Raw genomic sequence first — 23,919 nt, forward strand, 5'->3', positions numbered from 1 at the left:
GTTCAGGACGGCTGGCCGTTGGTCTCCGGCCTTACCGCGGCGCGATAGGTGAGCAGCGCCGTCGTGGCATTGATGAGCGCGAGCGCCAGGATCGCCCAGATGACATGCTGGAGATGCGCCACCGCGGCCATTGCGAACGACAACCCGATTCCGACCGTGCGAACCGCGACCTTGGAAACGCCGATACCGATGACCGCATACTCCTCTGGTGCGACGTCCATGAAGTAGAGGTAACGCGCCGTAGAGACGCCGCGCACCGCGACCGTGACGATGAACAGCGCGATCGCGTGGATATAGGGCGAATCGACCACCGGATAAAAGAAGTTCGCGACCAGCATGAACCCGGCCAGGGCGGCCAGGCACGCGCCTGCCGTCATCACGGTTCGCGTCGACTTTGTGCCGACCAGGCCCCACAGCGGACCGGAAACGATCAGCGCGGTCGCCGACGAGATGATCAGCGCGCTCAGCCCCTTCGGCGAGGTATGATGCGCCAGGGCGGCAAGGATCGCGTAGAAGGGAATGGAAAGTTCGACCGTAAGCAATGCCAGCCTGACGCGCAGGTAGCGTTGGAACCAGGGCATGCCGATCAGCAGACGGAAGTTGTCAATGGCCTCGCGTACCTGTTCGGCGACGGAGAATTTCCGGGCTTCTTCCGGTGAGGCTTCCTCTCGCTGGGAGCCGCCTTCGAACTCGCGGACCATCAGGATGACCGCACTCGCAACCACAAAACAAACCACACCGATTGTCACCAGCACCACATGGCGGTCGAAGGGTGGATCGTCGAAGAAGGCCCGGTGCGCGGACCACGCCAATATGCCGGTCGCGATGCCGCCCAGGGTCATGACCGAGTACATCAGCAGCGTCCGCGATCGCGAATTGAGCACCTCTCCGTAGAAACCGGCGGTCATGATGGCCTGGTATTCGGATGTCGCGCCGACCAGCAGGATGACCAGGACGAAACAGATCCCGACCACGAGCGGCGTTCCGAAGGTGGCGGCAGCCAGCGCCGTCATGAAAGCGATCGCCAACACTATGTCTGTGGCGGCAAGGTCCCTTTTCTTTTGCTGCCGGCGCGCCGCAATCGGCGTGGCGAATGTCGCCGTGAACAGGCAGGCCGTCTGACCGAATGTCACCAGCATGCCCGCAAGCAGCACGGGCAAATCCAGGGAAATCGCAAGATAGGTCAGCACGACCGACGGGTTCGCCATCGTCCAGGCCGTGGTGGAAAAAGTCCCCTGTCCGAAAAGGACGGACAGGTTGCGTTTCTCACTGGAAGACTGCGTGTTGTTCATGCGTATGCTGTGCCATCAAACAATCATGATCTATGCGGTCACCGGTTTCGGGCGGCTTGAGACCGACAGCACCAATATTGCCGTGCAGATGTTAAGAAAAGACACAAAGGTGATTGCCCAGGCAATATGTTGTGTGTGGGCAAGGAATGCCATGAATGCCGCCACCGCGATGCTCCACACCTTGACGACGCTCTTGGAGACGGCGAGGCCGGCGACCCGGTGCTCTTTCGGGGCGTTGTCGAGATAGTAGAGCGCCCTGGCATTGGTAACGCCCTGAACCCCGACCGTGGCGACAAACAGGGTAGCCGAGTGAATAATCGTCTTGTCGACGACCGGTACGAAGTGGTTGAGAACCAGCGCCACACCGCTGACAGCCGCAAGCAGGGAACCGCAGGCCATGACGCTGCCGTTGGAGAGCCGTCCGACGGAACGCCATATAGGTCCGCCCAGCATCAGGGCGGCCGCCGACGATATAATGAGTGCGGTCAATCCCTTGTGAGAGCCGCTATGCGCAATGGCCGCCAGGATGGCAAAGAACGGAATGGACAGTTCGACGGTCTGCAACGCCAGCCGGATCAGAAGGAAACGGCGGAACCACGGCATCGTCAGGAGCTCGCGCAGTTTGGAAGCGAAACCCGCGATGGCGAGACGGGCCGCCTGATAGACGCCTTGCTGGTCCTTCCCGGTGTGACCGTCCTGCACGTCGCGTTTCAAATCACGAACCAGCAAAACGGAAAGGGCGGCGATGCAGAAGCTGACGACCGCGATGGCGACAACCGCGGAGTGCCGCGCGAAGGCAGGATACTCCTGGGTAACAACGTGCGCCGTCCAGGTAAACGCGATCGTGCACATGCCGCCGATCCCCATGGCTGCATAGATCAGCCGCTGGCGGCTGTCGGACTGCAGCACGTCGGCGAGAAAATCCCAGTTGATGAGGTTTTGATATTCCTCGACCATGCCGATCAGCAGGACGACAACGATAAAGGCGGCCGTGACGACCGCAGTGGACGCGGTCAGGACGGAGGCGACCGCCAGCAGGCAACAGACGGCAAGAATGAAGTCGGTCCCGGCGATGACGGCCTTCTTGTTGACAAGGCGGGCCGCCGTATCGGAGCCGAACACGGCTACACCGACATTGCCGGAGCGCCTGATACTGACGAGCAGGCCGGCCAGCAAAACGGGCATATCCATCGATATCGCAAGATAGGACAGGACAACCGCAGGGTTGGACATGGTCCACCCGACCGTCTGGAGAGCCCGTTGGCCGGACAGGATCGACAGGTTTCTTGTCTCGTGCGGATTGACCTGCGGCGCGTTCATGTCCCGTTCGTTCTGCTTCAAAACCTCGGTATCGGCTTGTTGGTCATTTTCGCGGCCAGGGCGTTTCAGCGACCGGCGTGAGCGGTGCGCCGTTTTCGAACCAGCCGATCAGGTTGTCGACCAGCAACTGCGCCATCGCGTTGCGCGTGTGGACCGACGCCGAAGCCATGTGCGGAAGCAGAACCACATGGTCCATGTCCATAAGTTCCTGCGGCACATGTGGTTCGTTTTCGAAGACATCGAGCCCGGCGGCCATGATTGTCCGGTCCTGCAGGGCCGCCACGAGTGCCGGCTCGTCGACGGTGGTTCCGCGCCCGATATTGATGAATATACCCTCGGCGCCGAGCGCCTGAAAGATCTCGGCGTTGATCAGGCCGCGGGTGGCTTCGCCGCCGGGCGCCGCGCACAGCAGGACATCGCAGTGGGACGCAAGTTCGCGCAGGCTCGAGCAATAGGGGTAAGGCACGTCGCGCACACGGGTACGGTTGTGATAGCAAATCTCCATCCCCATCGCCTGCGCGCGCACCGCGATCGCCCTGCCGATGCGCCCCAATCCAAAAATTCCGAGCCGCTTGCCGCGCAGCGTGCCACGGGTGAGGGGATATCCCTTCTTCCATTTCCCGGCGCGCAGCCAGCGCTCGGCCGCCGACAGTTCACGCGCCGTCATGATCATCAGGCCGATGGCGGCATCGGCGACTTCTTCCGAAAGCACGTCCGGCGTATTGGTCACGATGATGTTCCTGGCGGCGGCGTGCGGCACGTCGATATTGTCATAGCCAACGCCGTAGTTGGCGATGATCTCCAGTCGCGGGAGTCGATCCATCAGATTGGCCCCGATGCCGCGGGCCGGGCTGCCGGCGATGCCGCGGATTTCGTCGGCGACCGCGTTCAGCACGTCATCGGCGGCATCGCCGGCAGGAAGCGAATGGGTTGTATAGGCCGCGGACAGCTGTTCGTGCACAAGCGGCATCAGGCTTCCGGTAATCAGGATTTCTGGTTTCGGCATTGGCGCTTTCCGTTTGGTGGACATTCCTTTTAGATCGCTTCGGCCGAACCTTGAAGTGTGAGAATGAATTTGCCGCATGAATGTCAACGGGCACGATATGCAGATAATTGACATTGTTAATTAACATTGATAATCATATTGGCGTGAGGCGGGGATAGCGGAGAAAAAGGCGATGGACCGCGGCTACAGACTGCACACCAGGCTTGGATACAAGGTTTCCCGGCTTGCCCGGCTGATGGAAGCGCAACTCGACGAGATGATCAGCCCCTTCGGGGTCACGCGGCTGATGTGGTGCATCCTCAGCGGTGTCGGACTTGAGGATGTCAGGACGCCGTCGGCCCTTGCGGATTACGTTGGCATCGCCCGCTCGGCGGTTTCGCGTGCGTTGCGAACCATGGAGGACATGGGGCTCATCAGCCGTTGCGGCGCCGACGGTGACGGCCGCGGCGTCGAGATCAGGCTGACAGAAAGAGGCAGGTCCGTGATGGAACAATGCCGTCCTCTTGTCGAACAACTCAACGACCATTTTACCGACAAGATCGCGCAGGACGAGCTTGCAGCGGTGCTGCGCCTCGTCGACGCGTTGTCGGCCGGCGAAACTCGGGAGCTGGCACGTCTGTAACGCCATGAACGTCAATCTCTTCTCGACCAGAAAGCGTCCCTTCCACCTCGGTCCCTTTCCGCTTGAAAGGCTGAAGCGCACATCGCACGGCCCGGATCTTGGCGCGGTAGAGCCGATGCGGCCGCTCGATTTCAGCCGTCACCCGCAGGAGTCCCTGGCCCATGCCATGGCCCGGTTCCTCGCCATGATGGATACCGTGCGTGATGGAAAGATCGTCCACGGCGAGGCCGAGATTCCCGACGACTTAAAGGAACGCGCCCATCATCTGAAGGCGGCCGGATACTATTTCGATGCCTCCATGGTCGGCATTGCCCGTCTGGAAGCGGGGCATTTTCTGGCCGATCCGTTCCGCAATCCGATGATCGATTACATCAAGGACGAGCTTGAAGCGGGCCAGCCGAAGAGCTTCGCCTCGGGCATCGATGCCATCTATGCCGACGTGCTGGAATCGACGCGGGTGGAACTCGGACCGGTCAACCACCACAAATATGCGCTGGTCTTTCTCGTCGAACATACGCGCGATCCGCGCCCCGAGGAGCCCGGCACGGAGTGGTTCGTCGACACCCAGGCCGAGCGCGCGGCGTTGTTGACCTCCAATGTCGCGGTGGTGATCGCCAATTACCTGCGCATGCTCGGGCACGAGGCCCGCGCCCACACGGCCACCACTTCGGACGTCGATATCAACAGGCTCGGCGTGTCTTCGGGCCTGTGTTCGATCGAGACCGTGGAAGGCGTTCCGGCGCTGGTCAATCCGTTTGTCGGCACGCGCCTCGGGCTTGCCGCCGTCACGACGACGCTCGAAATGATCCCGGACGAGCCGCTTGGCGCCGATGCCGGCCGTGCCGGCTGGCATTCCCACGGGCCCGACTGGTGGATGGGCCGCGGTACGGCGCGCCGCGCATCGACCGCCGTCCCCTATCGCGACCGCGACTTCCGGATGGGACCGCATCCCTTCGAGACGATCAAGCGCTGCGACGAGCCGACGACCTTTATCGACGAGGAACGGGTGCCGCGTTTCCCCAAGCGGGCGGATTTCTTTGCGCGCGCGCTGTTCGGCGACATGGGCAAACAGGTTCAGGAGGGCGCCAAGGGCGGCATGTATGTCATGAAAAGCCCGATCGGCGCCTGCGCCCGCCGTGCGCTCGGCGCGCTTCTGCTGCTCCAGTTCGGCGAAGCGCGCGGACCGGTCTCGCCGCAGACCATGGATCCGGTGCGCAATGCCGACAACCTCAAGGCGGCGTCCTACTACCTGTCCGCCGATGCCGTGGGTCTCAGCCGCGTGCCCGACTGGGCCTATTACTCCCACGATGCCGGCGGCAATCCAATCGAGCCCTACCATGACAGCGGGGTATCGCTGCTGCTCGATCAGGGTTTCGAAACCATGGAGGGCGCCAGCGGCGACGACTGGATTTCGGTCGCCCAGTCGATGCGCGCCTATTTGCGCTTCTCGCTGCTCGGCGGCGTCATCGGCGAGCAGATCCGCCGGCTCGGCTATTCCGCCCGCGTCCATTCGGTGCTCGACGGGGATGTCCTGCAACCGCCGCTTCTTCTGCTTTCCGGCCTCGGCGAGGTCAGCCGCATCGGCGAGGTCATCCTCAACCCGTTTCTCGGGCCGCGGCTGAAATCCGGCGTCGTCACCACGTCGATGCCGATGACCCACGACAAGCCGATCGACTTCGGCCTTCAGCAATTCTGCAATTCCTGCAACAAATGCGCGCGGGAGTGTCCGTCCGGCGCCATCACCGCCGGTCCCAAGCTGATGTATAACGGCTACGAGATCTGGAAGTCCGACGCCGAGAAATGCGCCCGTTATCGCATAACCAACACGGCCGGCGGCATGTGCGGACGCTGCATGAAGACATGTCCCTGGAACCTTGAGGGCCTGTTCGCCGATGAAGCCTTCCGCTGGCTTGCCATCAACGCGCCGCACAGCGCCCGCACGCTTGCTGCACTCGACGATGCGCTGGGCCGCGGCGAGATCAACCCGGTCAAGACCTGGTGGTGGGACGTCGAACTCGATACCGAAAAAGGCCGCTATGTCAGGGCGGAGGCGTCCAACAGGCGCGGGCTTTCGAAGAAACTCGACGTCAAATACGAGGATCAGACGCTTGCCGTTTATCCGGCCGACGTGATGCCGTTGCCCTATCCGGTCACGCACCCGCTCAACCGGGAAGAAGGCATCGCGCGTTACCGGTCCTTGCTGACCCCGCAGGCTTATCGCGACAAACTCGGCCGTGGCGACGCAGAGGGACTGGCGCCGAAGGCGCGGCCGCTCGACGGGCCGCCGCCGGTCTTCCCCGTCATCGTTTCGAAACGCGAGGACCTCGCCGACGATATCGTGCGCTTCGAATTGACCCGGGCGGACGGCAAACCCTTGCCGCAGGTCGAGGCGGGCGCCCATGTCGACGTGGTGGTCGCGCCCGAATACCAGCGCCAGTATTCGCTGGCCGGCGATCCGTCGGACAACAGCAAATATGTCCTCGGTGTCCAGAAGGAAACCAACGGGCGCGGCGGCTCTTTGCTGATGTACCGGGTCTTCAAGGAGGGCAGGCGGGTCTTCATCAGTGAGCCGCGCAACCATTTCCCGCTGGACGAGGAGGCGCCCCTTTCAATTCTGATGGCGGGCGGCATCGGCGTGACACCGCTGATCACAATGGCGCACCGGCTGCACGCGCTCGGCCGTGAATTCATCTTCCACTACAGCGCAAAATCTGAGCAACAGTCCGGTTTCGCCGGCGAGCTGAAGGCGATGCCCTGGTCCGATCGCGTCTTCTTCCACTTTTCCGCCGACGGCAGGCGCGCCAATCTGCCGGAGCTCGTTCCCGCATACCGGCAGGGCTTCCGGCTCTACACCTGCGGTGCGGACCGCTACATGGACGGCGTCTTCGAGGCCGCCGCGGCCAAGGACTGGCCGGAGGAGGCGCTGCTCAAGGAGTATTTCTCCGTTCCCGAGGCGCCCGACTATGTCAATCACGACTTCGTCCTCGAACTGGCAAAGTCGGGGCGCACCGTCAAGGTTCCGGCCGAAGAGACCGCGGCCGATGCACTCAACGCCGCGGGCATCGCCGTCGACGTCAAATGCACCGACGGCCTGTGCGGCGTCTGCGCCGCCCCGTTACTCGGCGGCGACGTTGAACACCGCGATCACGTACTTTCCGCCAAGGAGCGGGAGCACAGGATCATCCTGTGCTGCTCACGGGCGCAGGACGAGGACGGCGTCGTCAAGGTGGATCTTTAGCCGCCGCAGTTCAGATGCGCGGTTACCCGTGGGCGCCACCCGGGCTGCCCAATATTCATGCACAACCGCATCTTCCTGATTGCAAAGAGTTTTGCTAGGCTTCCCGAATACGCACGGAAAAAGTGCGGAGGGGAAACAGTAAAAAGGCTCGGCGTGCCCTTTAACGAGATGGAAGAAAAGGACGGTGTACGCGCCCCTTACAGGCGCATCGCCGACTGGATTGAAGAAACGGGCACCGAGTTACTTGGCCGCCGCAACGACGAGGCGGAGGCGATCTTCCGGAAAATCGGCATCACCTTCGCGGTCTATGGCGAGGGCGGCGATCCCGAGCGGCTGATCCCGTTCGATCTTATCCCGCGCGCTTTCTCCGCCGCCGAGTGGGGGCAGCTCGACCGCGGCATCCGCCAGCGGGCACGGGCGCTGAACGCGTTCCTGTACGACATCTACCACCGGGGCGAGATCATCAAGGCCGGTATCATTCCCGCCAGGCTGGTTTACTGCAACTCCGCCTTCCTGCCGCAGATGGTGGGCTTCGCACCGCCGGGCCGCGTCTACAGCCACATTGTCGGCATCGATATCGTGCGCACCGGACCCGGCAGCTTCCAGGTTCTTGAAGACAACTGCCGAACGCCCTCCGGGGTCAGCTACATGCTGGAAAACCGCGAAATCATGGCGCGCATGTTTCCCGACGTCTTCAGCGGTGGGCCGGTGCAGCCGGTCGACCACTACCCCGACGAGTTGCTGCGCACGCTGAAGGAAGTCGCGCCGGCCTCTGGAACCGGTGATCCGACGGTGGTGCTGTTGACGCCGGGCTCGCTGAACTCGGCCTATTACGAGCATTCCTTTCTCGCCGATCTGATGGGCATCGAACTCGTCGAGCCGCAGGACCTTTTCGTCGATGACGCGAAGGTGTGGATGCGCACCACGCGCGGCCCGCAAAAGGTGGATGTCATCTACCGGCGCATTGACGACGACTATATCGATCCGCTGACCTTCCGGCCCGACAGCATGCTCGGCATCGCCGGCCTGTTCGATGCCTACCGGGCCGGCAACGTCAATATCTGCTCGGCGCCAGGGGCCGGTGTTGCCGACGACAAGGCGATCTACATCTACGTTCCGGAGATGATCCGCTTTTATCTCGGCGAGGAGCCGGTGCTGGAAAACATCCCGACCTACCAGTGCGGCCGGGAGGACGAACTCGCCCATGTCCTGGACAATCTGGAGGAACTCGTCGTCAAGGAGGTTCACGGCTCAGGCGGCTACGGCATGCTGATCGGACCGAAGAGCACCAAACAGGAGGTCGCCGAATACCGCAAACGCATTGTCGCAGATCCGTCCGAGTTCATCGCCCAGCCGACGCTCGACCTTTCGACCGCGCCGACGCTTCAAAACAACCGGGTGGACGGTCGGCACGTTGATTTCAGGCCGTTCTGCCTGGTCGGGAAGAACATCCGGCTGGTTCCGGGCGGCCTGACCCGCGTGGCGCTGAAAGCCGGCTCGCTCGTCGTCAATTCCAGCCAGGGCGGCGGCGTCAAGGACACCTGGGTGCTGCGGGAATGACGCCATGCTGAGCCGCGCCGCTGAAAACCTGTTCTGGCTGGGCCGCTACATGGAGCGCGCCGAGGCCACCGCCCGCATGATTTCGATGGGGCAGCGCATGGCGACCCTTCCGGGTAGCCAGGGGCAATCGGAATGGACATCCCTCATGCAGGCGACGGGCGCCCCGATGCCGGACGGCAGACCGGTCACCGAGGTCGATATCGTCGCCGAACTCATACTCGACCCGGTCAGTCCGTCGGCGGTCCAGGCCTGCTTCGCCAAGGCAAGGGAGAACGGCAGGGCGGTGCGCACGGCGCTGACGCAGGAAATGTGGGAGAGCCTCAACGAGGACTGGCGCTACCTTGAATCGATAGACACGCAGGCGGCCCGCCGGCAGCTCGACCATCTGCTCGAATGGATCCGCAAGCGCGCGGCGATCTTCCGCGGCGCCGTCGAAACCGCGATGCTGCGCACCGAGGGTTACTTCTTCCTGAGGCTCGGCAGCAATATCGAACGCGCCGACATGACGTTGCGGCTGTTGAACGTGAAGTATTTTCTGCTGCTCCCCGAGACGGAGGTGGTCGGCGGCGGCCGTGACCATCACCAGTGGATGTCTATGCTGCACGCGGTGTCGGGCCTGCGCGCCTACCACCACCACTATGGCGGCGACTACGCGCCCTGGAACATTGCCGATTTCCTGCTGCTCAACCAGACTTTCCCGCGCTCCGTCGCATTCAGCTACAGCCAGATCCACGGCTGTCTCGACAAGCTCGACAAGAATTACGGCGGCGCGCATAACTGCCAGCGCACCGCGAAGACCGAGCTCAACCGTCTGTCCCGTCTCGATATCAACGCGGTCTTCAGCGATGGCCTGCACGAATTCATCAACGACCAGATCGCCAAGACGGCGCGCATCAGCAAGGAGGTGTCGGATGCCTACCACTTCTGACGGCAAGGGTTGATGCGGCTGAACGTGCGTCATCGCTCCGAGTACGGTTACGAGCCCGCCGCGGCACGGGTCTCGTTGCGGCTCAAGCTGTTTCCATCGGTCTATGACGGGCAGTCGGTCGAAGGCTGGACCGTGACGGTCAACGGCGATCCGGTCGAGCCGATCTACATCACCGGCTATGGGGACGAAATCGCGCTTTGGCAAAGCGACGGCGCTGTCTCCAGTGTCGAGGTCTTGGCGCACGGCATCATCGCGACCGAGGACAAGGCCGGGGTCGTGCGCGATCTGCCGAAAAAGCCGCCATCGAGCATCTTCATGCGCGACACCGAATTGACGCGCGCTGATGCCGCGATACAGGCGCTTGCGGAAGCGGCGCGCAAGGAAGACCAGCTCGAGACGACGCACGCGCTGTCGCTTGCGGTCCGCGAGGCGATTGACTACCGGCCGGAGGCCACGACCACGAGCACCACGGCGGCCGAGGCGATGGCAATCGGCGCCGGCGTTTGTCAGGATCACTCCCACGTCCTTATTTCCGCCTGCAAGGCGCTCGGCATTCCGGCGCGCTATGTCACCGGCTACCTGAAGGCGGCCGATGAAGAGGACGAACTGCTCGAGACCCACGCCTGGGTGGAAGCGCATATCCAGCATTTCGGCTGGGTGGGGCTGGACCCCTCCAATGGCGTCTCGCCCACCGATCACTACATCAGGATTGCCTGCGGGCTGGACGCCGACGACGCGACTCCGATAAAAGGCCATGTGGTCGGCGGCTCGCAGATAACGCTCTCGGCGGATGTCGCGGTTTCCGACAGTCAGCAGCAGTAGGAAATACCTTTGACATATTGTGTTGCCATCAAGCTGGACGCCGGTCTGGTATTGCTCTCCGACACGCGCACCAATGCGGGCATGGACAACATTTCCCGCTACGGAAAGATGCACTGCTGGGAAGTGGACGAGGAACGGGCGATCGTCATGCTCTCGGCCGGCAATCTGTCGATCACCCAGGGTGTTGTCACCCGGCTTGAAAAACAGATCGAAACCTCGGCCATCGATCCCGAGATGGAGACGATCCTGAGTGCGGACAGCATCTTCCGGGTCGCGCAGATCGTCGGCGAGACGATGCGACAGGTGCAGGAACGCCACCGCGAGGGCATGGAGGCACAGGGCACCGCGTTCGACGCCACAATGCTCGTCGGCGGCCAGAGAAAGGGCGGTTCGCTGCGCCTCTTTCTCGTCTACACCGCCGGAAATTTCATCGAGGCGACCGCCGACACACCGTTTTTCCAGATCGGCGAGCACAAATACGGAAAGCCCATCCTGGACCGGGTGATCACGCCGCAGACACCGCTGGAAAAGGCGAAGCTCGCGGCATGCGTGTCGATGGACTCGACGCTGCGCAGCAACCTGTCGGTGGGCATGCCGCTTGACCTGGCGATCATCGAGACGGGCGCGCTGAAGATTACGGAGAGACGCCGCATCGAGCCGGATGACAAGGATTTCGGGCGGCTCTCCGATGCCTGGTCGCAGGCGCTCAACTCGGCCTTTCACGACCTTCCGCACGTTTTCTGACCGATTGCGGATGCGGTCAGAACAGGCGCTGCGTCAACGGTGTCGCAAATGTCAGGATGTTGCCGTCGACATCGCACAGGCTCATCTGCCGCGTTCCGGAAGGCGTGTCCTGGGGCGGTTCATGGATTTCGACGCCGTTTCGCGTGCACTCGGCATGAAACTGGTCGACATCGGCGACATCAAGCATCAGCCTGACGCCGACCACCCCGTCATCGGCATGTTCCGACAACAGGAGCCTGATGCCGTCACGGCTCACGGCGGCAATTACGGGAAAGGCCGGATCCACCTGTCGACGCCACTCCTCGGCAAACCCGATGCTGCGGTAGAACGGCATTGCCAGTTTGTAGCTTGCGATGCGGACAATCGGTGTGCAGCGTTCGATGCGGGTCGAAAAATCCATTGGGCAGTCAACCTGATTCCATAGTGTTCAGAGGAAACTATAGCCCGGCGCGCCGATTTTGGCATAGCCGGCGTGATGGACAGGGGCAAAAGGATCAGACAGTTGCGACGGCGGCAAAAAGAAGCGGGCAAGAACTCGCGCTCTCGCCCGCCGGATCCCGCGAGTGATGGGAAGGGTGAAATCTCGCAGGGAACCGAGCCTTCCTTTCCGGCCGGTCATGCCGACTTTGAAGGAAGTGCATCGTGTTGCGCTGGAACGCCGCCGCCCGATCCAGGCTGGATGGCCGATATTGGGGTAACTTTTCCGCGCCTCAGTCTTCTGATCGAGTATTAAGGACAAAAATTCTGGTTGGCGCAATCATTTAAAGTCGGAATTGAAGTTTTCCGGTCGAATTTCACAAAAAACCAATTTAAATCATAGCTGATGTACGATTTTACAAGGAGAACGGACAAAAAATGCAAAAAATCGCCGGGGCGGTACAAAAATATATATTGACTATTTAGTAAAGATACAGGTGTTTACATCAATAGAACTGCGTAATTAATTTTGTCGGGCACGAAAAAGAAAGGCCGCCCAGGGGGCGGCCCATTCACTGTCGCGGATGTCGAGGGTCACGCCGCGACGCGGGTGAGTGCATTGTCGATGGCATCGACGATGGCATCCAGGTCTTCCCTGGTGCAGATCAGCGCCGGGCTCAGGCACAGTGTGTTGTTGTACGCGTCGAAGCTGCGGTTTGTGGCGCCGATCAGGACGCCGTTGGCCATGCAGTCGGCCACGACGGCCTGGGCGACGCTCTCGTCGACCGGTTCCTTCGTTGTCCTGTCCTTGACGAGCTCCAGGCCGCAGAAAAGGCCCTTGCCGCGCACATCGCCGATCAGTGCATGCCGGTCCTTCAACTCGCCCAGACGGCCCATCAGGTATTCACCCATCGAGGCGGCGTTTTCCAAGAGGTTCTCGTCTTCGATGATGCGCATGTTCTCAAGCGCCGCGGCCGGACCGGCCGCGCATCCCCCGAACGTGGAGATGTCGCGGAAATAGTTCATCGGATCCGACGGGTCTGACTTGAACTCGTTGAAGACGTCTTCGGTTGTCACCGTGCACGAGATCGCCGCGTATCCGGAGGCAACGCCCTTGGCCATCGTCACGATGTCCGGACGGATGCCGTAGTGCTGGTATCCGAACCACTTGCCCGTGCGCCCGACTCCGCAGACGACTTCATCGATATGCAGCAGGATATCGTATTTGCGGCAGATCTCCTGGACCGTCGGCCAGTATCCTTCGGGCGGCGTAATGACCCCGCCGCCTGCGGTGATCGGCTCGAGCACGATCCCGCCCACCGTCTCCGGCCCCTCGCGCAGGATAACGTCTTCGATCGCCCGTGCGGCTTTCACGCCATAGTCGGCGCAGTCGCCGTATTGAGAGCGGTACTCGAGACAGTGCGGCACTTCCACAAAGCCCGGGGTGAAGGGGCCGTACTGGTCCTTGCGCTGGTTCTGGCCGGTCGAGCTCAGAGCGGTGATCGTCGTGCCGTGATAGTCCCTCTCACGGTAAAGTATCTTGTGCTTGCGGCCGCCATACTTGTTGTGCGCGATCTGACGGACAATCTTGTAGGCCTTCTCGTTCGCCTCCGAACCGGAGTTGGAGAAATAGACCCGGCTCATGCCCGGCATTTTTTCGACCAGTTTCCTGGCAAAGCGGGCGCCTGGAACGTTGCCGGCGGAGTTGGCGAAATAGTTGAGTTTCACCAGTTGCTCGCGCACGGCGTCCGCGATGGTCTCGCGTCCGTAGCCGACATTGACGGTCCACACACCGCCCGAGACCGCGTCCAGATATTCCTGGCCCTTTGCGTCCCAGACGCGCATTCCCTTGCCTTCGATGATGACCAGCGGATCGCTGTTCTCGTAACGCTTGTGCTGGCTCAGGTGATGCCAGACATGCGTCCGATCGCTCTCGATAACCTCACTGAAATCGTTGCTGCCAAGTGATATGTTCATTGTCTTGCTCCAGGGGCCGCCGACCGGTCCATCAAAGCGGACCTGTGGTCAGTACAACACGTTGTTGAGGCGACAATCCCATGCAAGCCGGGCATCGCGATAGCCCCAGTTCCGAATGCTCGATGACGCCAGATTTTGGCTGGCGCCAGCAGCGACTTTCAATGGTGATCCGGGGCGAACCAACCGTCGCCGAAGCGCCGCTTCAGAAAATCGACGACAGCGCGGACTTTGTAGGGAAGATAGCGGCGGCTTGGATAGACGAGCCACGCCGCGGCCTGTGCGTGGCCTCCGGCCATTTCGTATCCCGGAAGCACATTGACCAGCTTTCCCGCATTGATATCGGCCTGGACCATCCACTCGGCAAGCAGGGTCGGCCCAAGCCCGTCGCAAGCGCATTGTTGCAGCGCCTGAACCGACGAAATGATGATGTCTCCGTCAACTGGGATCGCGAACTCGTTGCCGTCAGCGTCCTTTGCAACCCAGTTCTGGTTATAGGCCGGAGCACGAAACAGCAGGCAGCGGTGCTCGGCGAGATCCATCGGATGCGTAATCGGGCCACGTGACTTCATATAGGCGGGACTGGCACAGACGATATAGCGCGTGTTGAACAGCTTGGTTGCAATGAGATCCCCCTCGATGCGACGGCTGAGGCGAACGGCAAGATCGACCCGGTTGGCAACCAGATCGACCTGGGAATCCGTCAGGTGGAGTTCGATTCGAAGATCCGGAAACTCCGCACGCATTTGCGGGAGCAGGGGAGTGAGGCAGATTTGGCCAAAGGCGACGCTCGCCGTGATCCGCATGCTCCCTGTGGCCCGTGCACTGACCGCCAGGGCCTCTTCGCGGGCATTGTCCAGATATTCAATCAGCGCTTCCATGCGATTGAGATAGATCTCGCCGGCTTCCGTCAGGGTCATGCTGCGGGTTGTTCGTTGGAAAAGCCTGATTCCCAGTTCAGTTTCAAGATTGGCCACCGCCCTTGAAACTGTCGACGGATCCTGGTTGTTCTCGCGGGCCACGGCGGCGAAGCTGTTCCGCTTCGCAACGTCCACAAACAGTTTGAGCGCTTCCAGATCCATTGCTGCACAATATGCACGAATATCCTGCCGGTCGAGCAATTTATTGTTCCAGGTGGTCCAACTACTCTGACTTTGGGCGGCTGCAATGTTGAGTCTGAGACCAATCAGGATCACTGATGGAGCTTCGTGACAAATTCGCGATCGATGCCGGCACTGGCAAGGAACCGGGCGAGGCCAAAGTTCGGAAGAATGCAGGGCGATGCGCTTCCGATCTTCTTGCCACACGTTCCAGCGGTGCCGTTGACCCCGTCGTGCCATCAATCCGCGGCGGAGCGGATGCAAATTTGTTCACAACGGTGCAAATCGGTGATTTTGCTCTTCTCAACGCTGCAGTTGGCCATCGTTGCGGCTCCTCCGGGCGCAATGACATCAACGCTTATAATGCGGGGTTAATCGAGCCGATTGATCGCATTGCGGGGCCGAACCCTGTGGCCTGGGGCAGGACAGTCGATGTCATTGAAATGAGCGTCTGGCCCGGCGGTCGTTCCGCGCGCTGCATCACGCCGAAACGGCGTGGTGAAGCGGGTGCGGGCGACGGTTCGGGAGCGGTGACAAGTCTTGAGGACTCCGGTCCGAGAGGAACGTCCGGCGGTGCATCGGTTTTGCCGACCGCCGGCAGGGAAAATCGGTGCCGCGGTCGCGAAACCTGCGTTTCCGGCACATATCCCGAAACGGTGGCAACCGGAATGCGGGTCGCCATCACGCCCTCCGGCACAAGTCCCGACAGCCGCGCGGTCCGCCTGGATCGCAATACGTCAAGCCCGGCGATACGCGCCTTTGCCGGTGCCTGTTCGGAGGCTGTCGCGGATTGTGCCGGAGGTGACGCCTGACACGCAGGGCTCGCTTCTCACTCCACGAAACAACGCGACCGAACGAAGTCCGAAGACCGGACAAAGCCGCGCCGGCGACCGGATTCCCGGCGGCCCGGGTGAAAGATCGCGTTTCCGGTTAAGTCAAATTTAATCGGTAGCGTCACATCCTTGCCGTGTATTTTCGGTGCAAATGGTGGGCGGACCATATGACACAACACAAAGATAGCTACGACTGGAACGAGTCCCAATGCGCGTTCTTTTGGGAATACAAGGTCAAGCCCGGAAACGCTGCAGCCTTTGAGGCTTTCTACGGCGTACAGGGGAAATGGGCGCAACTGTTCCGGCATGCAGACGGCTATATCAAGACGGAACTGCTGCGCGATCCGGACGATCCGACGCGATATCGTACCGGCGACTACTGGAAGTCGCGGGACGCGTTTCTGGCTTTTTTGCGCGATTATTCCGAGCAATATGATGCGCTCGGTGCGAAGTGCACCGACCTTACGGCGGAACAGTCGAACCTGGGCATGTTCCTGGCTGCGGGTTAGACCGAAACAAGACGCCCGGCCATCGGCCGGCGCAACGCTGCTAGTCCGGCGCGCAGTGTCTGGATTCCGCCGGCCGAATAAGCCGTTTCGGCTGACACATCGTCGGCAGGTCCGTCGCCCCAAGATAATTCCATCGAGATCACTTTAGTACGCCGCAGGCCCGTCTTGCGCACATGCGGCGGCACTACATAATTGGTATTTTAAATACCACTTACATCTGATACCCTGCAGGTTGATTGGATCTTGATCAACAGAGTCAATTTTTACGATGCGCCTGACCCGATTCACAGACTTTGGCCTGCGTGCACTGATGCGCATGGCTTCCGAACCTGAACGCGCCTATTCGACCGCCGAGATCGCCGGCGAGTTTGGAATCTCGCGCAATCATCTGACCAAGACGATCGCTGCCCTGGCGGCTGCAGGCATCGTCGAGACCCGACGCGGAACCGGCGGGGGCGCCGTGCTTGCGCGGCCCCCGGCGAAGCTGCGCCTGGGTGACATTGTCGGCGTACTTGAGCAAAAGTCAGCCATGGTCGAGTGCTTCTCCACGGACGGAGGTGCCTGTGTCATTACGCCGACCTGCCGGTTGAAGGGTATCTTGTCCGGGGCGCGTTCGAGGTTCCTGAACGACCTGAATGCATACACGCTGGCGGACTGCGCCCTTCCTCCCAAACCGGAAAGGCGCAATGGCGACGTCCGCTGAGAAAATACGCGCCTGGACCGGGCCGGCGATTTTGAGCTATGGCTTCCGCCCCTTTTTCCTGGGCGGCGCCGCCTGGGCAGCGATCGCGATGTCGCTTTGGCTGGCCGCACTCACGGGCGCTATTGAGATTCCGACACGGCTGGATCCGGTTTCCTGGCACGCCCACGAGTTTCTTTACGGCTATCTCGGCGCGATCATCGCCGGTTTCCTGCTGACCGCGATACCCAATTGGACCGGCAGAATGCCAATTGCCGGCTGGCAATTGGGCGGCCTGTGGGCGCTTTGGCTGCTTGGTCGCATTGCCGTCGCAACGTCTGCGGCATGGCCCGCGCTTGCGGTGTCGGCGATCGATTTGGCGTTTCCACTCTTTTTTGCCGGGATAATCGTGCGCGAGATCATTTCCGGCCGAAACTGGCGCAATTTGTCGGTTGTCGCGCTGTTCGGCATCCTCCTTGCCGGCAACGCAATCTTCCACTGGGAGGCATCGCGGGGCGATTTTGCGGCGCAGGGAATTGGCATCCGGATCGGTCTTGCCACCGCAGTCATGCTGATCGCCTTGATTGGCGGTCGCATCGTTCCGTCATTCACGCGAAACTGGCTGGCCAAGCGGGGCTCGGACAGCCTGCCGGCGCCGCCCATGGGTGGCATTGACCGCGCGGCTCTGCTTGTCCTGTTGGCCGCGCTGGCGATTTGGGTGTTGCGGCCCGAAGCCAAGGCAGCCGGCATCGGGCTCGTTCTGGCGGGATTGTGCCATGCCGTGCGTCTTGCCCGTTGGTCGGGGTTTCGCACCGGCAGCGAGCCGTTGGTCTGGGTGCTGCATGCAGGCTATGCCTTCATTCCCGTTGGTGCGCTTGTTGTCGGGCTCTCCGTTTTAATGCCCGATATTATTGGTGCCGCGCCCGCGCAGCACGCCTGGATGGCCGGCGGTATCGGCCTGATGACACTTGCTGTGATGACGCGTGCAACGCTCGGGCATACCGGACAGGCGCTGACCGCCGGGACCGCAACAACTGCGATCTACGTGCTGCTGATTATCGCCGTTTTCGCACGTCTGCTGGTCGTTGGATTGCCGCAGTTCTCCGGCGCGCTTCACACAGCATCCGGGCTGGCGTGGCTCGCTGCGTTCAGTGGCTTTGTGATTTTCTACGGCCGGCTTCTGATTTTACCGCGCAGGTGATCACCTATCGAGGAACTCGACCTCGATAAACGCGCATTCGAAGTCGTTGCCGTTTATGACATCGTGCTCGACGCCGGCTTCCCGGAAATAGGGAACACCGTTCGACAGGCTGGCGGAAGAGATCTCGCCATTGCCGTTGTCGATTTCCAGCACGCCGTCGAACAGCGGCACGACGACATAATCCCACTGGTGCCGGTGCCAGCCGGTGTTGTCGCCCCGCCTGGCGAAACGCCATTCGGTCACGCGCGTGCGCTCATTGTCGACCAGGACGGTGGCCCGGGCCGTGCCCGGTTTATGGGGATCATTCATCTCAGTGATCGTCCTCGCACAGGGTGTGGTCCGAAAGGGCGCGAATGACATAGCAGTCCTTGACGGTTCCTGCCTTGCAGGAACTGGCAATTCGCGAGAGTTCGCTTTCCAGGCGCTGCAGCCGCCTGATCCGGTCGCGCACGCTGGCCAGGTGCTCGTCGGCGATCCTGTCGGCTTCCGCACACGGGGTTTCCGGGTGCGCGTTCAACCGGATCAGGTCGCGGATCGCGTCGAGGGAAAGGCCGAGATCGCGCGCGTGTTTGATAAATCCGAGCCGGTCGAGCTCCGTCTTCGTGTACCGCCGCTGGTTGCCCTGCGAGCGTTCGGGCGCCGTCATAAGCCCCATCTGCTCGTAGTAGCGGATTGTGGGAATCTTGACGCCCGTTCGGCGTGCCATCTGTCCGATCGTAAACAATCCGGATTTTCCTCTTGAAGCTATAGTCGCTAGAGACATTATCTTTGCCGCAGCGATACAACAAGAGGTGAGAAATGGGCGCGTGCTGCGGTAACGAAAACAACGCTTTTGATGGCATGTCGGACGACTACAAGCGCCGGCTTTGGCTGGTGATCGGGCTGAACGCTGCCATGTTCGTCGTCGAGATCGTTGCCGGCCAGTTGGCGGGCTCCAAGGCGCTGCAGGCCGATGCGCTCGATTTCTTCGGCGATGCGATGACCTATGGCATCTCGCTTGCCGTCATCGGGTCATCCGTGGCCGTGCGCACAACGGCGGCGCTTGCGAAGGGTATCAGCCTGCTCTTGATGGGCTTGTGGGTCTTTGGCTCAACCGCGTGGCACGTGTTTTTCATCGGCGTGCCAGAGGCCCACGTCATGGGCGCGATCGGCGCGCTGGCCCTGGCAACGAATATAGCCAGCGTTCTGCTGCTTGTGCGTTACAAGGACGGCGACGCCAATGTGCGTTCGGTCTGGCTGTGCTCCCGCAACGATGCGATCGGCAATATCGCCGTCATGTTCGCCGCGCTCGGTGTCTGGGGCACGCAAACCGGCTGGCCGGACCTCGTGGTCGCCGCGATCATGGCCGGTCTTTTCCTGTCGTCATCCGTGCAGATCGTGCGGCAGGGGCTGCGCGAGCGTCAGGCGGCGCGGCTCCTGGAAGAGCCGGCGTGAGGGCAGGGGCTCTCGTATGCCCTGATCAATTCGAAGGTGCACCGTACTCGTCGATGAACTCGCGAAACACGGCGTCCAGATTTGCCTTGTCCGCGTAGCGGTCAAGGTTCTCGAGCAGGACGACCAGCAGGTAGTTGTTCCCCAGGCCCCAGTCGGCGTTGAGTTCGCGCAGGCGCGCATAGGCGTCTTCCGTCAGTCCGGCCGAGAAACGCTTGGGCAGCGGCAGCCGTTTTTTTGCCATGGCATCGCCTTTCGTGTTGAGGGCTCCACGTGTGTGCCAGAGGCGCAATCCGGCCCGCGGACCCACGTCCGGCGGCAAGCCCCGGCGACAGTCGCAATAAGAACATGACCGCCCCATATTGTGTTGATTGTCCGTATCCGTTGGTGTTCACTGATGCAAGCGTGCGGACAAGAAACAGGCATGCACATTTCCGATATTGCCGCATCTTTGAAGGGAGATCAGGGTATGACGAATTTGAGAATCGGCGACACGGCACCCGATTTCGAAGCGGAGACAACACAGGGAAAAATCAGGTTTCACGACTGGCTCGGCGACTCCTGGGGCGTCCTGTTCTCGCATCCGAAGGACTTTACCCCGGTTTGCACGACCGAGTTGGGCTACATGGCCAAGATCAATCCCGAGTTCGAAAAGCGCAACGTCAAGATCATCGGCCTGAGTGTCGATCCCGTCGACAATCACGCGGAATGGGCCGCAGATATCGAGGAAACGCAAGGTTTCATGCCCAATTATCCGATGATTGGCGATACCGATCTGAGTGTTGCCAAGCTTTACGGCATGCTGCCGGCCGGTGCGGGCGAAACCTCCGAAGGCCGCACGGCGGTGGACAACCAGACGGTTCGCACCGTATTCGTGATCGCGCCCGACAAGTCCATCAAGCTGATGATCTCCTACCCGATGAGCACGGGCCGTAATTTCAACGAGATCCTGCGGGTAATCGACTCCATGCAGCTGACGGCCAAGCACCAGGTCGCGACTCCGGTGAACTGGGAAGACGGCGACGACGTCATCATCGTTCCGGCGGTTTCGAATGAAGATGCCGAAAAGAAGTTCCCGGATGGCTGGAAGACGCTGAAGCCTTACCTGCGGGTCGTGCCGCAACCGAAATAACGTCTACGCGTTGAAAAGACGGCGGCGCCCATCACGCCGCCGTCCCGTCCCGGCGGTTGCCCCCGCCGGAGGGTCCCCGTCAGGCGGCGACCGCCTTGGGGGACGTGCCTTGCGCCGCATGGACTTTCAGCACGGCCGGGTCATTGCTCAACCGCATCATCAGTGCGTGGATGTTGCGGTATTCGCCGGTCGGCTTGGCCAGGCCGTATCCCCATGAAGCCATGGCGTAAAGAAAAGCGTCGGCGACGGACCGCTCCTCACCCACCAGCCACGTGCGGCCTTCGAGATGATCGTCGATGATCGTGAACGCCTTGGCGACCAGCTGGTGCGATGCCTCACGGACCGCGTCATGGCCGTTCTCGTCTGTGGTAAAGCGCATCGGCATGAAATGCGGCCAGAAATAGGGGTGCAGCGTGCCGCTCAGGAACACCAGCCAGCGGTACAGTTCCTGACGGTCGGCGTCGCCCGGCTGCGGACCGAGCCCGGCCTGCGGGAGCTTGTCGGTCAGGTACAAGAGGATTGCCGCACCCTCGACGATGGGCGTGCCCGCGTCGACGAGCGTCGGCACGACGCCCGCCGGATTGAGCTTCAGGTATTCCGGCGATTTCATACCCTGAAAGTCGAGATGCTCCACCTCATACGGCGCGCCGGCCCATTCGAGCGCGATATGCATTGCGGTGGCGCAGGTGCCGGGAGCGGAATAGAGTTTCATCGGTTGTCTCCTTTGCAAATTGCCGCGGCTACCAGGTGGAATCCGGGTCGACCTTGAACAGGTGCTCCATGAACACCCGGGTGACTTCCTTCAGCCTGTCTGTCCGCGCGTGGTCGCGTTGCAACTCGGCCGGAACGACGTTCCAGGTGATCGGTTCGACACCGGCTTCGATCATCCGGCGCATGCCGTTTTCATGGGACATCTGCGAAATGCTGCCGACGGTGTCTTCCGGCACGTAGACGTCGTATCCGGCTTTCTCGGCCTCGATCGCCGGATAGGCCAGGCACACGTCAGTCCACAGTCCGCCCATGATCAGCTTCCTGCGCCCTGTCGCCTCGACGGCCGCGACGAATTCCGGCTCTTCCCAGGCATTGACATTGGTGCGGTCGACAAAGACCGCGTCGGGGGCAAGCTTGCGCAGTTCCTCGATCATTGGATCGTAACCGTTCAGGCCAACCGCGACGTGCGAGAAGATGATCGGGATGTCGTAGATCACCGCGGTCTTGATGAGGCCGGTCGTGTTGTTGATCAGCTCTTCATGATCGATGTTGCGCACACCTTGGAGGATCGGTGGCTGGTAGTCGATCAGGATAAGCGCCGAATTGGACGGCGACAGGAACGGGTCCTCGTCCGCGGCGCGATGCGGTGTGCCCTGGTAACCTTCCGGATAGGTGGCGACACCGTTGACGGTCTTGATCGCGACAGCGTCCGTTGCAACGGCCGGAAGCGGCGTCAGCGCGGTGGACAATGCCAGCAAGGCGGCGGTGAGCAAGTGTGTGGGTTTCATGGTTCTAGCCTTTCAGTGTGAGGTTCAGGAGTTGTTTTCCTCAACGTGCTCCTTGATCAGTTCGGAAACGGCGGGGCCGGGTCCGACGAGTTCGAGCACGTTGCGGTCAGGGTCGCGGATGAAGATCGTCTTCGTGCCGCGAAAGTCCCGCCTGCCGGTGATCGCGATGCCGTTTTCGGTCACGAACGCCTCGGTCGCCTCAGCGGAGGCAACCTTGACGGCGACATGGGTGATGCCCGGATACTTCACGTCCTCGTCCATCAGGACGTTCTCACCCTGGCGTGCGGTGGCCGGTCCGAGGAGATTGAAGTTGATGCCGCTTGGATGAACCATCACCAGCGGATGGCCGTTTTCGAAGCCGCCATCGGCGATGAGCTCGAACCCGAGCAGCTCGTAGAAGGCGATCGACTTTTCACGGTCGCTGATGCGGATACCGATGTGGTCGACATTCTTCATCTCAAGCATGGTGCGCTCCTGTTTCCGGTTGGGCGGGTGCGGGCAGGGGCTTGCCAACCCGACAATCGCCAATCTAAATTGCTGGAAACGGAACTTTAATAGCGCAGATAGAAGCTCATTATTTCCATATGAAGAATAATAAAGATCTCTTTGACGGCATGATCATTTTCTGCGCCGTGGTGGACGCCAACGGCTTTGCAGCGGCCGCGGAGCGCCTCGGGCATTCGGCATCCCATATCAGCAAGGAGATCGCCCGCCTCGAGGAGCGGCTCGGTGCACGGCTCCTGAACCGCACAACGAGAACGCTCAGCCTGACGGAAGTCGGCCGTGTCTATTACGAGCAGGCGAGCATGATCGTCGAAGACGCGCGCGAGATCCGCAATCGTATCGTCGCCGCCGGCGACACGCCCACGGGGCTCCTGCGCGTCAGCGTCCCGGTGAGTTTTGCGCGCAACTACCTTGACGCATGGCTTCCGGATTTCATGGAGACCTTCAAAAACGTCCGCCTTCATGTCGAGGCGAGCGACAGAATGGTGGACGTTGTCGCGGAGGGTTTTGATGTGGTCGTCAGGGCCGGGCGGCTGGATGACACCGGGCTCATCGCAAGGCGGCTGATGACGTCGCGCCTGCTGACCGTCGCTTCACCGGACTACCTGAGCCGCCAAGGAACACCGCAGACACCCGCGGAACTGACTGGTCACACGCTCATTGATTTTTCCTATCGCAGGATCGCGACAACCTGGGAATATATGGGTGCCGGTGACAAAAAAGTGTCGGTTTCCGTGGCGCCAAGGCTGGTGTGCAACAGCGCCGAGACGGAAATGGCCGCCGCGCTTGCCGGCGTGGGCATAACGCGGCTGCCGAGCATGGCCTGCGAAACGGAAATCGCATCAGGCGCCCTCGTGCCGATCCTTACGCGTTACGAGGAGGATCCAATCGGTGTTTTCGCCCTCTATCCGAGCCGAGAGCATCTGGCGGCGAAGGTGAGGGCATTCGTCGATTTTCTCGCCGCAAGGTGCGGCGTCATGCCGGCGGAAAACACGTCTGAATGAGTTGTAAGACGATCCGTGGAACTCCAATCAATTCCGCGAAACACACACTATGTTGCTCATGTATTTTTCGTTATACTGACGGTTGTATGTGGGCGGATTAGATC

24 protein-coding genes are annotated in these 23,919 nt (G+C 61.3%); 12 read left to right on the forward strand and 12 right to left on the reverse strand.

Going from position 1 to position 23,919, the window contains the following annotated elements; translation table 11 throughout:
- Positions 1-2: 2 nt before the first annotated feature.
- From E4M07_RS13810 to E4M07_RS13820, 3 genes are read right to left on the reverse strand one after another with little or no spacing between them, the layout of a single operon-like run.
- On the reverse strand, positions 3-1,292 hold the full coding sequence (locus E4M07_RS13810; RefSeq protein WP_136658926.1) for an MFS transporter: 1,290 nt from the start codon (positions 1,290-1,292) through the stop codon (positions 3-5).
- A gap of 30 nt (positions 1,293-1,322) precedes the next feature.
- Entirely contained in the window at positions 1,323-2,612 is a 1,290-nt protein-coding gene (locus E4M07_RS13815; RefSeq protein ID WP_136658927.1) for a hypothetical protein, read from the reverse strand.
- A gap of 43 nt (positions 2,613-2,655) precedes the next feature.
- The gene (locus tag E4M07_RS13820) at positions 2,656-3,618 is read right to left on the reverse strand and encodes a 2-hydroxyacid dehydrogenase (RefSeq protein ID WP_136658928.1); all 963 of its coding nucleotides are present in this window, start codon (positions 3,616-3,618) and stop codon (positions 2,656-2,658) included.
- 172 nt (positions 3,619-3,790) lie between these two features.
- Between E4M07_RS13820 and E4M07_RS13825 the strand changes: the two genes are divergently transcribed.
- The 6 genes from E4M07_RS13825 (at position 3,791) to E4M07_RS13850 (ending at position 11,532) form a co-directional block, all read left to right on the forward strand.
- Positions 3,791-4,240, forward strand: coding sequence for a MarR family winged helix-turn-helix transcriptional regulator (locus E4M07_RS13825; protein ID WP_136658929.1), 450 nt, complete (start codon positions 3,791-3,793; stop codon positions 4,238-4,240).
- 4 nt (positions 4,241-4,244) lie between these two features.
- Positions 4,245-7,478 carry a 2Fe-2S iron-sulfur cluster-binding protein gene (locus tag E4M07_RS13830; protein ID WP_136658930.1) on the forward strand — a complete coding sequence of 1,078 codons (3,234 nt, stop codon included), beginning with the start codon at positions 4,245-4,247 and terminating at the stop codon, positions 7,476-7,478.
- A gap of 168 nt (positions 7,479-7,646) precedes the next feature.
- On the forward strand, positions 7,647-9,038 hold the full coding sequence (locus tag E4M07_RS13835) for a circularly permuted type 2 ATP-grasp protein (protein WP_169054233.1): 1,392 nt from the start codon (positions 7,647-7,649) through the stop codon (positions 9,036-9,038).
- Between the two features lie 4 nt (positions 9,039-9,042).
- Positions 9,043-9,966: an alpha-E domain-containing protein gene (locus E4M07_RS13840; RefSeq protein WP_136658932.1), complete on the forward strand. Its 924-nt coding sequence runs from the start codon at positions 9,043-9,045 to the stop codon at positions 9,964-9,966.
- Between the two features lie 12 nt (positions 9,967-9,978).
- Positions 9,979-10,788 carry a transglutaminase family protein gene (locus E4M07_RS13845; protein WP_136658933.1) on the forward strand — a complete coding sequence of 270 codons (810 nt, stop codon included), beginning with the start codon at positions 9,979-9,981 and terminating at the stop codon, positions 10,786-10,788.
- Between the two features lie 9 nt (positions 10,789-10,797).
- Positions 10,798-11,532 (forward strand): proteasome-type protease, encoded by a 735-nt coding sequence (locus E4M07_RS13850; protein ID WP_136658934.1) that lies wholly within the window; start codon positions 10,798-10,800, stop codon positions 11,530-11,532.
- Positions 11,533-11,548: 16 nt separating this feature from the next.
- Here E4M07_RS13850 and E4M07_RS13855 read toward each other — a convergent pair whose 3' ends face one another.
- From E4M07_RS13855 to E4M07_RS13865, 3 genes are all read right to left on the reverse strand, one after another.
- Positions 11,549-11,932 (reverse strand): glyoxalase superfamily protein, encoded by a 384-nt coding sequence (locus E4M07_RS13855; RefSeq protein WP_136658935.1) that lies wholly within the window; start codon positions 11,930-11,932, stop codon positions 11,549-11,551.
- Between the two features lie 611 nt (positions 11,933-12,543).
- Complete coding sequence (locus tag E4M07_RS13860) at positions 12,544-13,926, reverse strand: aminotransferase class III-fold pyridoxal phosphate-dependent enzyme (RefSeq protein ID WP_136658936.1); 1,383 nt, start codon at positions 13,924-13,926, stop codon at positions 12,544-12,546.
- Between the two features lie 158 nt (positions 13,927-14,084).
- Positions 14,085-15,044, reverse strand: coding sequence for a LysR family transcriptional regulator (locus tag E4M07_RS13865; RefSeq protein ID WP_206057251.1), 960 nt, complete (start codon positions 15,042-15,044; stop codon positions 14,085-14,087).
- Positions 15,045-16,023: 979 nt separating this feature from the next.
- Here E4M07_RS13865 and E4M07_RS13870 point away from each other — a divergent pair.
- From E4M07_RS13870 to E4M07_RS13880, 3 genes are all read left to right on the forward strand, one after another.
- Complete coding sequence (locus E4M07_RS13870) at positions 16,024-16,365, forward strand: antibiotic biosynthesis monooxygenase family protein (RefSeq protein ID WP_136658937.1); 342 nt, start codon at positions 16,024-16,026, stop codon at positions 16,363-16,365.
- A 268-nt stretch (positions 16,366-16,633) separates the two neighbouring features.
- The gene (locus E4M07_RS13875; protein ID WP_136658938.1) at positions 16,634-17,068 is read left to right on the forward strand and encodes an Rrf2 family transcriptional regulator; all 435 of its coding nucleotides are present in this window, start codon (positions 16,634-16,636) and stop codon (positions 17,066-17,068) included.
- Positions 17,052-18,245 (forward strand): NnrS family protein, encoded by a 1,194-nt coding sequence (locus E4M07_RS13880; protein WP_136658939.1) that lies wholly within the window; start codon positions 17,052-17,054, stop codon positions 18,243-18,245. The genes E4M07_RS13875 and E4M07_RS13880 overlap by 17 nt, the downstream gene beginning before the upstream one ends.
- On the opposite strand, the gene E4M07_RS13885 is transcribed toward E4M07_RS13880, so the two are convergent.
- Positions 18,246-18,554 carry a cupin domain-containing protein gene (locus E4M07_RS13885; RefSeq protein WP_136658940.1) on the reverse strand — a complete coding sequence of 103 codons (309 nt, stop codon included), beginning with the start codon at positions 18,552-18,554 and terminating at the stop codon, positions 18,246-18,248. It abuts the gene before it with no gap.
- A gap of 1 nt (position 18,555) precedes the next feature.
- Entirely contained in the window at positions 18,556-18,969 is a 414-nt protein-coding gene (locus E4M07_RS13890) for a helix-turn-helix domain-containing protein (RefSeq protein WP_136658941.1), read from the reverse strand.
- Between the two features lie 74 nt (positions 18,970-19,043).
- On the opposite strand from E4M07_RS13890, the gene E4M07_RS13895 reads away from it, so the two are divergent.
- Positions 19,044-19,679: a cation transporter gene (locus E4M07_RS13895; protein WP_136658942.1), complete on the forward strand. Its 636-nt coding sequence runs from the start codon at positions 19,044-19,046 to the stop codon at positions 19,677-19,679.
- A 25-nt stretch (positions 19,680-19,704) separates the two neighbouring features.
- Here the strand turns inward: E4M07_RS13895 and E4M07_RS13900 are convergent, their stop codons facing one another.
- The gene (locus E4M07_RS13900) at positions 19,705-19,920 is read right to left on the reverse strand and encodes a hypothetical protein (RefSeq protein ID WP_136658943.1); all 216 of its coding nucleotides are present in this window, start codon (positions 19,918-19,920) and stop codon (positions 19,705-19,707) included.
- Between the two features lie 225 nt (positions 19,921-20,145).
- Here E4M07_RS13900 and E4M07_RS13905 point away from each other — a divergent pair, with 225 nt between their 5' ends.
- Complete coding sequence (locus tag E4M07_RS13905; RefSeq protein ID WP_136658944.1) at positions 20,146-20,808, forward strand: peroxiredoxin; 663 nt, start codon at positions 20,146-20,148, stop codon at positions 20,806-20,808.
- Positions 20,809-20,887: 79 nt separating this feature from the next.
- On the opposite strand, the gene E4M07_RS13910 is transcribed toward E4M07_RS13905, so the two are convergent.
- Genes E4M07_RS13910 through E4M07_RS13920 form a run of 3 tightly spaced genes read right to left on the reverse strand, consistent with a single transcriptional unit; the run spans position 20,888 to position 22,772 of the window.
- Positions 20,888-21,520 carry a glutathione S-transferase family protein gene (locus E4M07_RS13910; protein WP_136658945.1) on the reverse strand — a complete coding sequence of 211 codons (633 nt, stop codon included), beginning with the start codon at positions 21,518-21,520 and terminating at the stop codon, positions 20,888-20,890.
- A gap of 28 nt (positions 21,521-21,548) precedes the next feature.
- A complete protein-coding gene (locus tag E4M07_RS13915) occupies positions 21,549-22,307 on the reverse strand; it encodes a hydrolase (protein ID WP_136658946.1) in 759 nt (252 codons plus the stop codon).
- 24 nt (positions 22,308-22,331) lie between these two features.
- The gene (locus E4M07_RS13920) at positions 22,332-22,772 is read right to left on the reverse strand and encodes a VOC family protein (RefSeq protein ID WP_136658947.1); all 441 of its coding nucleotides are present in this window, start codon (positions 22,770-22,772) and stop codon (positions 22,332-22,334) included.
- A 119-nt stretch (positions 22,773-22,891) separates the two neighbouring features.
- Here E4M07_RS13920 and E4M07_RS13925 point away from each other — a divergent pair, with 119 nt between their 5' ends.
- On the forward strand, positions 22,892-23,815 hold the full coding sequence (locus E4M07_RS13925; protein ID WP_136658948.1) for a LysR family transcriptional regulator: 924 nt from the start codon (positions 22,892-22,894) through the stop codon (positions 23,813-23,815).
- The last annotated feature ends 104 nt before the right edge of the window (positions 23,816-23,919 follow it).

Origin of the sequence: Nitratireductor sp. XY-223 (assembly GCF_004959855.1) — a bacterium.
In the GTDB taxonomy this organism is placed as follows: domain Bacteria; phylum Pseudomonadota; class Alphaproteobacteria; order Rhizobiales; family Rhizobiaceae; genus Hoeflea_A.

Coding starts and splice junctions, on each gene's coding strand:
- E4M07_RS13860 (WP_136658936.1), bottom strand. CDS start 13,926: ATGAACATATCACTTGGCAGCAACGATTTCAGTGAGGTTATCGAGAGC.
- E4M07_RS13825 (WP_136658929.1), top strand. CDS start 3,791: ATGGACCGCGGCTACAGACTGCACACCAGGCTTGGATACAAGGTTTCC.
- E4M07_RS13810 (WP_136658926.1), bottom strand. CDS start 1,292: ATGAACAACACGCAGTCTTCCAGTGAGAAACGCAACCTGTCCGTCCTT.
- E4M07_RS13905 (WP_136658944.1), top strand. CDS start 20,146: ATGACGAATTTGAGAATCGGCGACACGGCACCCGATTTCGAAGCGGAG.
- E4M07_RS13855 (WP_136658935.1), bottom strand. CDS start 11,932: ATGGATTTTTCGACCCGCATCGAACGCTGCACACCGATTGTCCGCATC.
- E4M07_RS13820 (WP_136658928.1), bottom strand. CDS start 3,618: ATGCCGAAACCAGAAATCCTGATTACCGGAAGCCTGATGCCGCTTGTG.
- E4M07_RS13900 (WP_136658943.1), bottom strand. CDS start 19,920: ATGGCAAAAAAACGGCTGCCGCTGCCCAAGCGTTTCTCGGCCGGACTG.
- E4M07_RS13875 (WP_136658938.1), top strand. CDS start 16,634: ATGCGCCTGACCCGATTCACAGACTTTGGCCTGCGTGCACTGATGCGC.
- E4M07_RS13895 (WP_136658942.1), top strand. CDS start 19,044: ATGGGCGCGTGCTGCGGTAACGAAAACAACGCTTTTGATGGCATGTCG.
- E4M07_RS13880 (WP_136658939.1), top strand. CDS start 17,052: ATGGCGACGTCCGCTGAGAAAATACGCGCCTGGACCGGGCCGGCGATT.
- E4M07_RS13925 (WP_136658948.1), top strand. CDS start 22,892: ATGAAGAATAATAAAGATCTCTTTGACGGCATGATCATTTTCTGCGCC.
- E4M07_RS13915 (WP_136658946.1), bottom strand. CDS start 22,307: ATGAAACCCACACACTTGCTCACCGCCGCCTTGCTGGCATTGTCCACC.
- E4M07_RS13835 (WP_169054233.1), top strand. CDS start 7,647: ATGGAAGAAAAGGACGGTGTACGCGCCCCTTACAGGCGCATCGCCGAC.
- E4M07_RS13840 (WP_136658932.1), top strand. CDS start 9,043: ATGCTGAGCCGCGCCGCTGAAAACCTGTTCTGGCTGGGCCGCTACATG.
- E4M07_RS13910 (WP_136658945.1), bottom strand. CDS start 21,520: ATGAAACTCTATTCCGCTCCCGGCACCTGCGCCACCGCAATGCATATC.
- E4M07_RS13870 (WP_136658937.1), top strand. CDS start 16,024: ATGACACAACACAAAGATAGCTACGACTGGAACGAGTCCCAATGCGCG.
- E4M07_RS13920 (WP_136658947.1), bottom strand. CDS start 22,772: ATGCTTGAGATGAAGAATGTCGACCACATCGGTATCCGCATCAGCGAC.
- E4M07_RS13845 (WP_136658933.1), top strand. CDS start 9,979: ATGCGGCTGAACGTGCGTCATCGCTCCGAGTACGGTTACGAGCCCGCC.
- E4M07_RS13815 (WP_136658927.1), bottom strand. CDS start 2,612: ATGAACGCGCCGCAGGTCAATCCGCACGAGACAAGAAACCTGTCGATC.
- E4M07_RS13885 (WP_136658940.1), bottom strand. CDS start 18,554: ATGAATGATCCCCATAAACCGGGCACGGCCCGGGCCACCGTCCTGGTC.
- E4M07_RS13830 (WP_136658930.1), top strand. CDS start 4,245: ATGAACGTCAATCTCTTCTCGACCAGAAAGCGTCCCTTCCACCTCGGT.